This window comes from Aquabacterium sp., assembly GCF_036279675.1.
GTDB lineage: Bacteria > Pseudomonadota > Gammaproteobacteria > Burkholderiales > Burkholderiaceae_C > Aquabacterium.
Genome location: NZ_DASUIS010000128.1, coordinates 31,601 through 45,745, shown reverse-complemented (window position 1 = coordinate 45,745; position 14,145 = coordinate 31,601). Strand labels below are relative to the sequence as shown.

Sequence of the window (14,145 nt, the reverse complement as noted above, 5' to 3'; positions counted from 1 at the left end):
TAGAAGACGTGGGCCAAGGTCACTTCACGGCAGCAACGATTTTGGTCGCTGCTTCGGCCATGGAGTCTGCGGCAATGATGGGCAGGCCGGAGTCGGCCAGCATCTTCTTGCCCAGGTCTTCGTTGGTGCCCTTCATGCGGACCACCAGAGGCACGTTCAGGTTCACCGCCTTGCAGGCGGTGATGACGCCATCGGCGATGGTGTCGCACTTCATGATGCCGCCGAAGATGTTCACCAGGATGCCCTTGACATCCGGGTTCTTCAGCATGATCTTGAACGCTTCGGTGACCTTCTCGGCCGTGGCGCCACCGCCGACGTCCAGGAAGTTGGCGGGCTCGCCGCCGAACAGCTTGATGGTGTCCATCGTGGCCATGGCCAGGCCGGCGCCGTTCACCAGGCAACCGATGTTGCCGTCGAGCTGGATGTAGGCCAGATCGAACTTGGAGGCTTCGATTTCAGCGGGATCTTCTTCGTCCAGATCGCGGTAGGCCACGATTTCGGGGTGGCGGAACAGCGCGTTGGCGTCGAAGTTGAACTTGGCGTCCAGGGCGATGACATTGCCCTTGCTGTCGCGGTTCAGGGGGTTGATCTCGACCAGGGAGGCGTCGGTCTCCATGTAGCACTGGTAGAGCTTCTTGAAGATGTCGGTGGCCTGTGCGGTCGAATCAGCCGGCATGCCGATGCCGTCGGCGATTTCCTTGGCTTGGGCATCTGTCAGGCCAGCCAGCGGATCGACGAAGACCTTGATGATCTTCTCGGGCGTGCTGTGGGCGACTTCTTCGATGTCCATCCCGCCTTCGCTCGATGCGATGAAGGCGACTTTCTGGGTGCCGCGGTCGGTGACCACGGACACGTAGTATTCCTTTTGAATGTCAGCGCCGTCTTCAATATAGAGACGGTTGACCTTCTGGCCCTCCGGGCCGGTCTGGTGGGTCTTGAGCTGCATGCCCAGGATCTCGCCAGCCAGACGCTTGACGTCCTCGATGGACTTGGCGACTTTCACGCCACCGCCCTTGCCGCGACCGCCCGCATGAATCTGGGCCTTGACGACCCAGACGGGGCCACCCAGTTTCTGCGCGGCAGCGACCGCTTCGTCAACAGAAAATGCCGGGATTCCTCGTGGGACTGGCACACCGAATCGGCTCAGGATCTCTTTGCCTTGGTACTCATGAATCTTCATGGGGGAACTCGCAGGAAGGTTTTGCGTTCTTACCGAACATGACAATAACCGCCAGAACCGATCGGGTTTTGACGGGAAGCGTCCGCGCACAAGGATGACTTGTTTGCAGTGCAGCAACCAGCATAGCACCGCAGGCCTTGAACACAAAAAGGCTTGATGACAAGACCGGCGCGAAGATCAGGAATGTGTGAAACCTTCGCCACGAACGACGCGGCGAATGACCTCGCCGGAGAATCCGCGCCCAGCGAGAAAGCGCATCTGACGAGCCTTGTCTTCGGGCGTCTCAGGGATTTCACCGTAGCGACGCACCCAAAGGGCGTGGGCGCGCTCGAACTCGGTTTCGCGCAAGGCCTGAGCGGCCTCACGGGCGATATCGGGTGGCAACTGGTGTTGCGCCAGTTCGGCTTGCAGGCGCGCGGCGCCGAATTTGGCAGCCTTGCGATGAAGCATGGAATCGGCAAAACGCTGGGCCGACAGCAAGCCGCGGGCTTCGAGCTCGTCCAGTGCCTGCTCGATCTGCTCAGCTGATTCAGCGTGCGGCGCCAGCTTGCGCCGCAGCTCGACCCGGGAATGCTCACGGGCAGCCAGGTACTTCAGCGCCCGGCCCTTGAGCGACAGGCCAGGAACGCCTGGCCTGGGTGGCTTGTTATTCGCCAGCATCGGCTGCAGCGGCCGGCAGCAGGGCGATGTCCAGCGATTCACGGATCTTGTTTTCGATCTCGTGGGCCAGTTCGGGGTTCTCGCGCAGGAATTCGCGGGCGTTGTCCTTGCCCTGACCGATCTTTTCACCGTTGTAGGCGTACCAGGCACCGGACTTGTCGACGATCTTGGCAACCACGCCCAGATCGATGATTTCACCTTCGCGGCTGATGCCTTCGCCGTAGAGGATGTCGAATTCAGCAGTCTTGAACGGAGGCGACACCTTGTTCTTGACAACCTTGACCTTGGTCTCGTTGCCGATGATTTCATCGCCCTTCTTGATCGAGCCGATGCGGCGGATATCCAGGCGCACGGATGCGTAGAACTTCAGCGCATTGCCGCCCGTGGTGGTTTCAGGGCTGCCAAACATCACGCCGATCTTCATGCGGATCTGGTTGATGAAGATGACCATGCAGTTGGTCTTCTTGATGGTGGCCGTCAGCTTGCGCAGGGCCTGGCTCATCAGGCGGGCCTGCAGGCCGGGCAAGGCATCGCCCATTTCGCCTTCCAGTTCGGCCTTGGGGGTCAGGGCAGCAACCGAGTCCACCACGATCAGATCGACCGAGCCGGAGCGCACCAGCGCATCCACGATTTCGAGAGCTTGCTCACCGGTGTCGGGCTGGGAGATCAACAGGTCCTGCAGGTTCACGCCCAGCTTCTGGGCGTACTGGGCATCCAGGGCGTGCTCGGCATCGATGAAGGCGCACACACCACCTTGCTTCTGCATCTCGGAGATGACCTGCAGCGTCAGCGTGGTCTTGCCAGAGGATTCAGGGCCATAGATTTCAACCACACGGCCACGGGGCAGACCACCGACGCCCAGGGCGATGTCCAGCCCCAGGGAACCGGTAGAGACGACCTGGATGTCTTCGGCCACTTCACCTTCGCCCAGGCGCATGATGGAACCCTTGCCGAATTGCTTTTCGATCTGGGCCAGCGCTGCCTGCAGGGCCTTGGCTTTTTCTGCGCTGAGGGCGGACTTGTTGGTGACTTCCATGTGCGTGACTCCGTATGTTTCCGTGGATGCGGGTTGTTGAATTTGAGCGCCATTATGGCAAAGCCTGGATGTTTGTACAGTACCTTTGCGAAAATTTTTGATCCCGCCTGCGGGGGATGCGGCATACCCACACACAGTCTTTTGCTGCAGCGCAGCAATTGCGACTAGACTGTAACCATGACGAGTCAGCATCCCGCCAGTAGAAAAAAAGCGCCATCGGCCCGCGCCAGCCAGACCACCGCGCGCCCGGCCAGAAAGTCCACGGCCAAAGCGGGTTCAAGCAGCCAGCCTCAGGCAGCCGCCAAGGTGGCCAGCAAGGCCAGACCCCAGGCCGGCAAATCGGATTCCAGGACTGCGGCAAGCGCTCGCAACGGTCGCCCCCGCGTCAACCTGGCGCTGCAGGGCGGCGGCTCGCACGGTGCCTTCACATGGGGCGTGCTGGACCGCCTGCTGGACGACGATGGCCTGGATTTCGCCGGGCTCTCGGGCACCAGCGCTGGCGCACTCAATGGCGCCGTCCTGCTGTCCGGCTATGTGAAGGGCTTCGCGCAGGGCAGCGAGGCGCATGCGCGCAAGCAGGCGCAGAAGGGTCTGCACGACTTCTGGCGCGACGTCAGCCAGCACGGCCCCTTGTTTTCACCCCTGACCATCCAGTCCAACGGGCTGATCAAGAACCAGTTCAACTTCGATCAGTTCCCCGCCTACCAGTGGCTCAACCTGTTCATGCGCTCGTTCAGTCCTTACGAGTTCAACCCGCTCAACCTGAACCCTTTGAAAGACGTGCTGCGCCGCCATGTGGACGTGGACGCGTTGCACACCGGCTGCCAGCATTGCGGTGTGCCCCTGTTTGTCACGGCCACGTCCGTGCACACGGGGCAGGCACGCGTCTTCACAGCTGAAGAGCTGTCACTGGATGCCCTGATGGCGTCGGCCTGCCTGCCCTTCGTGTTCCAGGCCGTCGAGATCGATGGCGAGCCTTACTGGGATGGCGGCTACACCGGTAACCCCGCGCTCTACCCGCTGATCTACAACACCGATCTCAGTGACGTCCTGCTGGTGCGCCTGACCCCGCTGAGACGCGACGACAACCCCACGCGCAGCATCGACATCATTGACCGGCTCAGCGAAATCACCTTCAACGCCAGCCTGATCGGCGAGATGCGGGCCATCTCCTTCGTCAAGAAGCTGCTCAAGGAAGAAAAGCTGGAACTGGGTCGCTACAAGAACATCCACATGCACATGGTGGCCGACGACAAGGGCATGTTGCCCTACAACGCCTCCAGCAAGTTCAACACGGACTGGGCCTTCCTGCAGGAACTGCATCACCTGGGGCACCGCGCTGCGCACGACTGGCTGACGGCGCACAAGGCACAGGTCGGCCACAGCAGCACCTTCGACATCGACAGCGTCTTCCTCACGCCCGGGCACAAGGCTTGATCTACCGCAAGGCTTCGACCTCGTACCAACCCCAAGATGAGGTCGTCGCGATAAACGCAGACGGATTGAGAACGAGAGGACATACGAATGATTCAAGATCACCACCCGCTGGCCAAGGACTTCCCCGAGTACAAGGACAAGATCCACTCGCTGAAGACATCGAACACGCATTTCGCCAAGCTGGAACGTGAGTACGAAGATCTGGACAAAGCCATTGTTCGACTCGAAACCGGCGTGGAGCATGGCTCCAGCATCGAACTGGAACAAAAGAAGCAGCAGCGCGTTTCGCTCAAGGACGAGCTCTACAATATGCTGAAGGCCTGAAGTCAGGCTGCAAGGTTTAAGGCAATCGCTGCACGCTACCTGATCGGGTAGATCGACAGCGCCTCGGGGCACGGTGCCACAAGCACCGCGCCCTTTCCACTTTCTGGGCGACGTATTTAGGGCATGTCCGGGCTCCATGGGCCGATTGAGCCCTCGGTGCCTCGTAAAATGCCGGCCATGACCGAGTCCGCCCGCCCCACCTCCGCCGCCGCTGCCGGCACCCCGCCCGCCAACCCCACCGTGTCGCCCATGCGCCTGTCCGGCCTGGAGCCGGTGCTGATCGGCCAGGGCTCGCTGTTCGTGAACGTGGGCGAGCGCACCAACGTGACGGGCTCCAAGGCATTTGCCCGCATGATCCTGGAGGGACGATTTGAAGACGCGCTGTCGGTAGCGCGCCAACAGGTCGAAAACGGCGCCCAGATCATCGACATCAACATGGACGAGGCCATGCTCGACAGCAAGGCCGCCATGGTGCGCTTCCTCAACCTGATCGCCGGTGAGCCCGAGATCGCGCGCGTGCCCATCATGATCGACTCGTCCAAGTGGGACGTGATCGAGGCGGGCCTCAAGTGCATCCAGGGCAAGGGTATCGTCAACTCGATCTCGCTCAAGGAAGGCGTCGACAACTTCAAGCACCAGGCCACGCTGGTCAAGCGCTATGGCGCAGCGGCCGTGGTCATGGCCTTTGATGAACAAGGTCAGGCCGACACCTACGCACGCAAGATCGAGATCTGTGAACGCGCCTACCGCATCCTGGTCGATGAAGTCGGTTTCCCGCCAGAAGACATCGTCTTCGACCCGAACATCTTCGCGATCGCCACCGGCATCGAAGAGCACGACAACTACGCCGTGGACTTCATCGAAGCCACGCGCTGGATCAAGCAGAACCTGCCCGGCGCCAAAGTGTCGGGCGGCGTGTCCAACGTGTCCTTCAGCTTCCGCGGCAACGAACCCGTGCGCGAAGCCATCCACACCGTGTTCCTGTACCACGCCATCCAGGCGGGCATGGACATGGGCATCGTCAACGCAGGCATGGTCGGCGTGTATGACGATCTCGACGCCCACCTGCGGGAACTGGTCGAAGACATCGTCCTGAACCGCCAGCCAGTGTTCAAGGAAGGCGAAGACACCAGCCTGACGCCCACCGAGCGCCTGCTGGCGATTGCCGAGCAGGTCAAGGGCTCGGCCAAGGATGACTCGGCCAAGCTGGCCTGGCGTGGTACGGCCGAACAGCCCGCCACCGTGGAGGCCCGCCTGAGCCACGCGCTGGTGCACGGCATCACCGACTTCATCACGGTGGACACCGAAGAGTGTTATCAGAAGATCAAGGCCGGCGGTGGCCGCCCGCTCCACGTGATCGAAGGCCCGCTGATGGCCGGCATGAACACGGTGGGTGACCTGTTCGGCGCAGGCAAGATGTTCCTGCCGCAGGTGGTGAAGTCCGCCCGCGTGATGAAGCAGGCCGTGGCCCATCTGCTGCCCTACATCGAAGAAGAAAAGAAGCTGTTGATCGAAGGCGGCGGCGATGCCAAGGCCAAGGGCAAGATCGTGATCGCCACCGTCAAGGGTGATGTGCACGACATCGGCAAGAACATCGTGACCGTGGTCCTGCAGTGCAACAACTTCGAAGTGGTCAACATGGGCGTGATGGTCCCTTGCAAGGACATCCTCGACAAGGCCAAGGAAGTCGGCGCCGACATCATCGGCCTGTCAGGCCTGATCACGCCGTCACTGGAAGAGATGCAGTACGTGGCCGCCGAAATGGAGCGCGACCCGTATTTCCGTGAACGCAAGATCCCGCTGCTGATTGGTGGCGCCACGTGCAGCCGCGTGCACACCGCCGTGAAGATCGCGCCCAACTACAGCGGCCCCGTGGTCTATGTGCCTGATGCCTCGCGGGCTGTGGGCGTGTGCTCCGAACTGCTGAGCCCCGAGCGCCAGGCCGCCTACATCGCCGAGTTGAACGCCGACTACGAGCGCGTGCGCCAGCAGCATGCCAACAAGAAGGCCACGCCGATGGTGTCGCTGGCCGAGGCCCGCGCCAACAAGCACCAGGCCGACTTCGCCACCTACACGCCCGAAGCGCCCAAGTTCATTGGCCGACGCGTGTTCCACAACTACGACCTGGGTGAACTGGCGGCCTACATTGACTGGGGTCCTTTCTTCCAGACCTGGGATCTGGCCGGGCCTTTCCCTGCCATCCTGGAAGATGAAGTCGTGGGCGAGGAAGCCAAGAAGGTCTACGCCGACGCGCAGGCCATGCTCAAGAAAATCGTGGAAGGCCGCTGGCTCACGGCCAATGGCGTGATCGGGCTGTACCCGGCCAACACCGTGCAGGACGACCACATCGAGATCTACCGTGACGAGTCCCGCAGCGAAGTGCTGATGAGCTGGAACCCGCTGCGCATGCAGACCGAGCGCCCTGTCGTGGATGGTGTGAAGCGCCCCAATCGATCGCTGGCCGACTTCATCGCGCCGCGCGAAGCCAAGCCTGACTACATCGGCATGTTCGCGGTCACCGCCGGCCTGAACATCGAGAAGAAGGAAGCCGAGTTCCTCGGCCGTGAAGACGACTACTCCGCCATCATGCTCAAGGCCCTGGCCGACCGCCTGGCCGAAGCCTTTGCCGAGCGCATGCATGAACGCGTGCGCAAGGAGTTCTGGGGCTACGCCGGTGGCGAGTCGCTCGACAACGTGGCACTGATCAAGGAGCAGTACCGCGGCATTCGCCCGGCGCCTGGCTACCCCGCATGCCCGGATCACACTGTCAAGAAGGACATGTTCCGGGTTCTGGAGGCGCATGACATCCACATGCACCTCACGGAAAGCCTGGCCATGATGCCGGCAGCCTCCGTGAGCGGCTTCTACATGGCCCATCCTGAGGCGGACTACTTCAACGTGGGCAAGATCGGTGGCGATCAGGTTGAAGATTGGGCGCTGCGCATGGGGCTGTCCACGACAGAGGCCGAGCGCGCATTGGCCCCTCTGCTGTGAACTGATTCACGCTTGTGCGCATTTCATGTGATGCGCGTTGCCACTGCTTACAAACATGGCAATCTGGCATCACATGGGCACAAGGGGGGCGTGGCAAATTCCGCCTACCGGGTCAGGCCAGTCCACTGCAGGCATCCACATGCCAATCCAGTCAGGCGATGACCACACCGTCGTCGCCTGCTCGTATCCATGTTTGCCACACTGATCCCCACTGCAAGCCCTGCATCCGGTAGCCCGAAGCGAATCAATCGCGTTGCCCGCACTGTATTGACCGTCGGCCTGGCCATCGTGCTGGCCTCCTGTGGCGGCGGAAGCGGCTCCTCGTCCGAGACGGCCAACCCCGGGGGCAACATGCGCATCAGCGCGGCGATGCTGCCCGCCAACTCCTCCGATGCCTATCGCTTTCTGACCCAGGCCAGCTTTGGCCCGACCCCGGAATCGGTGGCACGCGTCAGCCAGATCGGTTACGACAACTGGATTGACGAGCAGTTCGCCCTGCCACTGCAAAGCACGCACCAGCAGATGGCCATGGCCTCTGCCACAGCCCGTGGCGCCACCGATGCCAATGTGTATGACGTGCTGGTGACCTGGTGGACCCACGCCGTGCGGGATCCCGCCCAATTGCGTCAACGCGTGGCCTTTGCGCTATCGGAGATCTTCGTGGTGTCCACGACGTCTCAGGGCAATGGCCGCACCGTGGCCAGCTACATGGACATGCTCGACAGCCACGCGGATGGCAGCTATCGCGATCTGCTCGAGGCCGTGGCCACCCACCCGGCCATGGGGCAATACCTGTCCCACATGAGCAACCGCAAGGAAGACACCAACACGGGCCGCGTCCCTGACGAGAACTTCGCCCGGGAAATCATGCAGCTGTTTTCGATCGGGCTGTATGAGCTCGATGACAGCGGCAACCCCAAAGTGGTCAATGGCAAGCAGGTGGAAACCTACACCGCCGATGACATCAAAGGGCTGGCCAAGGTCTTCACCGGCTGGAGCTGGAATTGGCCATCGGCCAAGTCGGCAGTCATCTGGTGGCATTGCTTCTGGCGCGCGGCAGACTGCAAGGAAAGTTCGCAGGATGTGAGCCCCATGACGCCCTATGCGCAGGAGCACTCCACCAGCGCCAAGCAGTTCCTGGGCGTGACCATCCCCGCGCAGTCGAGCGCCGATCCCCGCGCCAGCCTGAGGATCGCCCTGGACACCCTGGCCAACCACCCCAACACGGCGCCCTTCATCAGCCGGCAATTGATTCAGCGTCTGGTGACCAGCAACCCGAGCAACCAGTACGTCGCCGACATCACGGGCGTGTTCCGGGCGACGCAAGGCAACCTGCACGCCGTCGTGAAGGCCATCCTCCTGCACGATGAAGCGCGCCACCCATCCAATTACGACACGACCACATACGGCAAGTTGCGCGAACCCGTTCTGAAGTGGGCTCACCTGCTGCGGGCCATTCCCCACAACAGCGTCACCTACAACAGCGCCCTGAGCAATGGCACCCTGCCCATCTACCAGGTCTACGAAACAGACAGCGCCAGCAGCTCGCTGGGCCAGTCGCCCATGCGCGCGCCATCGGTCTTCAACTACTTCAGGCCGGGCTACAAGGCACCACAAAGCCTGATGACGACGGCAGGCCTGGTCGCGCCGGAGATGCAGATCGCCAACGAGACATCGGTCATCGGTTACGTCAACTTCGTGACCGCGGCCTTGCGCGATGGCTGGGGGCAGTGGCTGCCCGGCTCAACCCGCTACGACATCCAGTTCGAGACCGCCACCTGGGACAGCGTCGCCAGTGATGCATCCAGATTGATCGATGCCGTGTCCACACGCCTGCTGGGCACCGTCTTGCAGGACGATGTGCGGGATCAGGCGATCACCGCGTTGTCGGCCATCCCTGCTGCTGATGCCAACGGCAAGCGTGTGCGCATCACCGGCGCACTGTTGCTGGTGGCAGCTTCGCCAGCCTTCAACATCCAGCAGTAAGAGATACGCATGAGCCAAGTCAGCCGCCGCGCCTTCCTCAAACAGACTGCAGCCATGTCCGCGATGGGCAGTGCACTGCCTCTGGGTGTCAACCTGTCTGCGATCACACAGGCTGCTGCGCAATCAGCCCCGTCGGATTACCGCGCTCTGGTCTGCATCTTCATGTACGGCGGCAACGACGCCTACAACACCGTGCTGGCGACCGATTCCACCTCCTGGACGCACTACGTCAACCACCGCAACCCACGCCTGCGCAATCCACAGGACAGCAGCACATCGATTGCGCTGCTGGCCCCCGGCACCACGCCCGACAACACGGCATCAGGTGGCTCACCAGAAAAGCTCGGGGGCGTGCTGCCCATCAACCACGCAGGGCGGGCGGTTCACACCGGGCGTCAATTTGCGATGCACCCCGCACTGGCCCAGGTTCAACAGCTGCATCAAGCCGGACGCGTGGCCGTCCTGGCCAATGTCGGCCCATTGACCCGGCCAACCACCAAGGCGGACTGGTCCAACGCCCGGTTCGAGAAGCCTGCCAAGCTGTTTTCGCACAATGACCAGCAAGCCACCTGGCAGTCATTCGGAGTGGAGGGCAGCACCGAAGGGTGGGCGGGCCGCATGGGCGACCTGCTGATGGCGGGCAACGCCACCAGCGCGGGCGCGAACATGGCCTTGATCCAGCGTTCGTTCACCTGCATGACACCGGCCGGGGCATCCGTCTGGATGAATGGACGCGCGGTCCTGCCCTACCAGACGAGCTCCAGTGGCATCCCCAGCCTGGGCACCAGAACCTATGGCTACACGCAACTGCAGACAGCGCTGAGCAACATCATGAGCTCGGCCTCCAGCAGCAACTACCTGGTGCAGGATCATCAGCAACTGGTACAGCGCAGCTTTCAGGCAGGCAACCTGCTGAGCAGCCGCCTGCCTGTGGCCAATCAGGCGCCTTGGGGCACGCCCGGCTCCGGCAACTACAACGCCTACTCGGATCCGATGCTGCAATACATGAGTCCGACTGAAGGCAGCACGCGATTCAACAGCCTGGCGGCACAGCTTCAGATGGTGGCGCGCCTGATCGATGTCAACCGCAGTGCCGGGCTGGGCATCAAGCGGCAGTTCTTCATGGTGAGCCTCAATGGCCTGGATACGCATGACAACCAGAACCAGGCTCACGCTGACGTGATGGCGCAGCTCAACCACGCCATGGCCTATTTCGACACGTTGCTGGGCAACATGCCTGGCGGCAGCATGCGCAACCAGGTCACCACGTTCACGGCATCCGAGTTCGGCCGCTCGTTCACCAACAATGGCGATGGCACCGACCATGGCTGGGGCTCGCACCACCTGATCATGGGCGGGGCCGTTCGCGGCACGGAGGTCTATGGCACCTTCCCGCAATACAGCACGGCCGACGCCAACGGTGTGTTCGCCAGCCCGGATCAGATCCAGAACGGCGTGATGCTGCCGAGCACCTCGGTCGATCAGTACGCCTACACGCTGGGCAAATGGATGGGCGTGTCACCCACCGATCTGGCCAGCATCCTGCCCAACCTCAGTCAGTTCAACAGCAACGCCTACGATCTGGGTTTCATGCTGTGAGCAAGGGCTGCAGGTAGTGCCCGGTATGACTGCCTGCGTGCCGGGCGATGTCTTCCGGCGTACCGGCGATCAGCAACTGGCCACCACCTGAGCCGCCTTCTGGCCCCATGTCGATCAACCAGTCGGCCGTCTTGATGACATCCAGGTTGTGCTCGATGATCACGATGGTGTTGCCGGCATCACGCAGTTGATGCAGCACCTTGAGCAGCAAGGCGATGTCGTGGAAGTGCAGGCCCGTGGTGGGTTCATCCAGGATGTAGAGCGTGCGGCCCGTGTCGCGCTTGGACAGCTCCAGCGCCAGCTTGACACGCTGCGCCTCACCGCCTGACAAGGTCGTGGCGGCCTGCCCCAGGCGGATATAGCCCAGGCCCACATCCATCAGCGTCTGCAGCTTGCGTGCGATCGAGGGCACGGCGCTGAAGAAGGCCAGCGCGGCCTCCACGGTCAGGTCCAGGATCTCGTGGATGTTCTTGCCCTTGTACAGGATCTCGAGCGTCTCGCGGTTGTAGCGCTTGCCATGGCACACGTCGCACGGCACATACACATCGGGCAGGAAGTGCATCTCCACCTTGAGCACGCCATCGCCCTGACAGGCTTCACAGCGGCCACCGGCCACGTTGAAAGAGAAGCGCCCGGCGTTGTAGCCGCGCTCGCGTGCCGCCGGCACATCGGCCATCAGCTCGCGGATCGGTGTGAACAGCCCGGTGTAGGTGGCCGGGTTGCTGCGCGGTGTGCGGCCAATGGGGGATTGGTCCACGTTGATGACCTTGTCGAACAGCTCCAGGCCTTCGATCTCGTCGTGCGGCTCGGGTTCGGTGTGGCTCTGGTAGAGCTTCTTGGCCACGGCAGCATACAGGGTGTCGTTGACCAGGGTGGACTTGCCGGAGCCGGACACGCCGGTCACGCAGGTCAGCAGGCCCACAGGGACTTCCACGGTCACGCCCTTGAGATTGTGGCCGCGGGCGTTGACCACACGCAGTCGTGGCGTGTCCTTGGTGAAGGCATGGCGCTTGGTCGGCACCTCGATGCGCAAGGCGCGCGCCAGGTACTGGCCTGTGAGGCTGTCGGGGTTGTCCATGATGTCGGCTGGCCGGCCTTGCGCCAACACCTTGCCGCCATGCACGCCAGCACCCGGCCCCATGTCCACCACGTGGTCGGCGGCACGGATCATGTCTTCATCGTGCTCGACCACGATGACGCTGTTGCCCAGATCGCGCAGATGCTGCAGCGTGCCGATGAGGCGGTCGTTGTCGCGCTGATGCAGGCCGATGCTGGGCTCGTCGAGCACGTACATCACGCCCGTCAGGCCGGAGCCGATCTGCGAGGCCAGGCGAATGCGTTGTGCTTCGCCGCCCGACAGCGTGTCGGCACTGCGATCCAGGCTGAGGTAGTTCAGGCCCACATCATTGAGGAAGCGCAGGCGCGAGCGGATTTCGCTGACCACCTTGGAGGCGATCTCGGCCTTGGCGCCTTGCAGATGCAGGTGCTCGAAGTAGTGGTGTGCTTCGGCCAGGGTGGCGTGCGCGATCTCGAAGATGGCGCGGGTTTCGCCGGTGTTGGCATCCAGCAGCTTGACGTTGCGAGCCTCGGTGCGCAGGCGCGTGCCGTGGCAATCAGGGCAGGCCTTGGGCTGCTGATAGCGGGCCAGTTCTTCGCGCACGGCAGCGGAGTCGGTCTCCTTGAAGCGACGCTCGAAGTTGGGGATGATGCCCTCGAACGCATGCGTGCGCTTGACTTTGCGCTTCTTGCCCGACGGGCCATCCGCTTCGTAGACGAACTCGATCTCTTCTTCGCCCGAACCGTACAGCACCACCTGTTGCACATGGGCGGGCAGCTCCTCGAAAGGCTGCTCCATGTCCACGTCGTAGTGCTTGCCCAGGCATTCGATCAGGCTGTAGGTGTAGGGGTTGCGACGGTCCCAGCCCTTCACGGCGCCACTGGCCAGGCTCAGCGATGGGAAACCCACCACACGCAGGGGATCAAAGGCGATCACATGGCCCAGGCCATCGCAGGTCGGGCAGGCGCCCACGGGTGAGTTGAACGAGAACAGGCGCGGCTCCAGCTCGGCCAGCGAATAGCTGCACACGGGGCAGGCGAACTTGGCCGAGCACAGGTGCTCGGTGCCCGTGTCCATCTCGAAAGCCAGCGCGCGACCATCAGCCAGACGCAAGGCGGCCTCGAAGCTCTCAGCCAGTCGTTGCTGCATGTCGGGCTTGACCTTGAGGCGGTCCACGACCACGTCGATGTCATGCTTTTCGTTCTTGACCAGGGGCTTGAGATCGGCCGCTTCCACGATCTCGCCGTTGATGCGAAAACGCACATAGCCTTGCGCCTGCATGTCGGCAAACAGCTCGGCGTGCTCGCCCTTGCGATCGCGCACCACAGGCGCCAGCACCATCAGCTTGGTGTCTTCGGGCAGGCCCAGCACCATGTCCACCATCTGGCTAACGCTTTGTGCCTGCAGCGGCACGTGGTGATCGGGGCAGAACGGGGTACCGGCGCGGGCGTACAGCAGGCGCAGGTAGTCGTGGATCTCGGTGACCGTGCCCACGGTGGAGCGCGGGTTGTGGCTGGTGGCCTTCTGCTCGATGCTGATCGCGGGCGACAGGCCTTCGATGACATCCACATCGGGCTTGTCCATCAACTGCAGGAACTGGCGCGCATAGGCGCTCAGGCTTTCGACATAGCGGCGCTGGCCTTCTGCATACAGCGTGTCGAAGGCCAGACTGGACTTGCCCGAGCCGGACAAGCCGGTGATCACCACCAGCTGGTGGCGAGGCAGATCCAGGTCGATGTTTTTCAGATTGTGGGTGCGGGCCCCTCGGATCTGGATCAAGGGGTTGTCGCCCCTGGGTCGGGATGCGGGCTGGGCAGGCGCCTCGGGGGCCGCATCAAGGGGATCAGGGAGAGCTGGGCGAGACATCGGCGG

General features: G+C 62.6%; 9 protein-coding genes. 5 read left to right on the top strand and 4 right to left on the bottom strand.

From position 1 onward, the window contains the following. Positions 1 to 19 precede the first annotated feature (19 nt). The 3 genes from sucC to recA all read right to left on the bottom strand — a co-directional run bounded on the left by sucC (position 20) and on the right by recA (position 2,876). A complete protein-coding gene (gene sucC / locus VFW93_RS14965) occupies positions 20 to 1,180 on the bottom strand; it encodes an ADP-forming succinate--CoA ligase subunit beta (protein WP_329694765.1) in 1,161 nt (386 codons plus the stop codon). A 177-nt stretch (positions 1,181 to 1,357) separates the two neighbouring features. Then, positions 1,358 to 1,840 (bottom strand): recombination regulator RecX, encoded by a 483-nt coding sequence (recX, locus tag VFW93_RS14960; RefSeq protein WP_329694764.1) that lies wholly within the window; start codon positions 1,838 to 1,840, stop codon positions 1,358 to 1,360. After that, complete coding sequence (gene recA / locus VFW93_RS14955) at positions 1,827 to 2,876, bottom strand: recombinase RecA (RefSeq protein ID WP_329694763.1); 1,050 nt, start codon at positions 2,874 to 2,876, stop codon at positions 1,827 to 1,829. Before recA ends, recX begins: the two co-directional genes overlap by 14 nt. Positions 2,877 to 3,053: 177 nt before the next feature. Between recA and VFW93_RS14950 the strand changes: the two genes are divergently transcribed. The 5 genes from VFW93_RS14950 to VFW93_RS14930 all read left to right on the top strand — a co-directional run bounded on the left by VFW93_RS14950 (position 3,054) and on the right by VFW93_RS14930 (position 11,216). Further along, positions 3,054 to 4,313 (top strand): patatin-like phospholipase family protein, encoded by a 1,260-nt coding sequence (locus VFW93_RS14950; RefSeq protein WP_329694762.1) that lies wholly within the window; start codon positions 3,054 to 3,056, stop codon positions 4,311 to 4,313. Between the two features lie 87 nt (positions 4,314 to 4,400). Beyond that, a complete protein-coding gene (locus VFW93_RS14945; RefSeq protein ID WP_329694761.1) occupies positions 4,401 to 4,637 on the top strand; it encodes a YdcH family protein in 237 nt (78 codons plus the stop codon). Between the two features lie 177 nt (positions 4,638 to 4,814). Next, a complete protein-coding gene (gene metH, locus VFW93_RS14940) occupies positions 4,815 to 7,631 on the top strand; it encodes a methionine synthase (RefSeq protein ID WP_329694760.1) in 2,817 nt (938 codons plus the stop codon). 189 nt (positions 7,632 to 7,820) lie between these two features. Beyond that, complete coding sequence (locus tag VFW93_RS14935; protein ID WP_329694759.1) at positions 7,821 to 9,617, top strand: DUF1800 domain-containing protein; 1,797 nt, start codon at positions 7,821 to 7,823, stop codon at positions 9,615 to 9,617. 9 nt (positions 9,618 to 9,626) lie between these two features. Then, positions 9,627 to 11,216, top strand: coding sequence for a DUF1501 domain-containing protein (locus VFW93_RS14930; RefSeq protein WP_329694758.1), 1,590 nt, complete (start codon positions 9,627 to 9,629; stop codon positions 11,214 to 11,216). On the opposite strand, the gene uvrA is transcribed toward VFW93_RS14930, so the two are convergent. Beyond that, positions 11,206 to 14,139: an excinuclease ABC subunit UvrA gene (gene uvrA, locus VFW93_RS14925; protein ID WP_329694757.1), complete on the bottom strand. Its 2,934-nt coding sequence runs from the start codon at positions 14,137 to 14,139 to the stop codon at positions 11,206 to 11,208. The genes VFW93_RS14930 and uvrA overlap by 11 nt on opposite strands. Between the last annotated feature and the right edge of the window lie 6 nt (positions 14,140 to 14,145).

Excerpts from the sequence above, each read along its gene's own strand:
- recA (WP_329694763.1), bottom strand. The coding sequence starts at position 2,876 with ATGGAAGTCACCAACAAGTCCGCCCTCAGCGCAGAAAAAGCCAAGGCC.
- VFW93_RS14950 (WP_329694762.1), top strand. The coding sequence starts at position 3,054 with ATGACGAGTCAGCATCCCGCCAGTAGAAAAAAAGCGCCATCGGCCCGC.
- sucC (WP_329694765.1), bottom strand. The coding sequence starts at position 1,180 with ATGAAGATTCATGAGTACCAAGGCAAAGAGATCCTGAGCCGATTCGGT.
- uvrA (WP_329694757.1), bottom strand. The coding sequence starts at position 14,139 with ATGTCTCGCCCAGCTCTCCCTGATCCCCTTGATGCGGCCCCCGAGGCG.
- metH (WP_329694760.1), top strand. The coding sequence starts at position 4,815 with ATGACCGAGTCCGCCCGCCCCACCTCCGCCGCCGCTGCCGGCACCCCG.
- recX (WP_329694764.1), bottom strand. The coding sequence starts at position 1,840 with ATGCTGGCGAATAACAAGCCACCCAGGCCAGGCGTTCCTGGCCTGTCG.
- VFW93_RS14930 (WP_329694758.1), top strand. The coding sequence starts at position 9,627 with ATGAGCCAAGTCAGCCGCCGCGCCTTCCTCAAACAGACTGCAGCCATG.
- VFW93_RS14935 (WP_329694759.1), top strand. The coding sequence starts at position 7,821 with ATGTTTGCCACACTGATCCCCACTGCAAGCCCTGCATCCGGTAGCCCG.
- VFW93_RS14945 (WP_329694761.1), top strand. The coding sequence starts at position 4,401 with ATGATTCAAGATCACCACCCGCTGGCCAAGGACTTCCCCGAGTACAAG.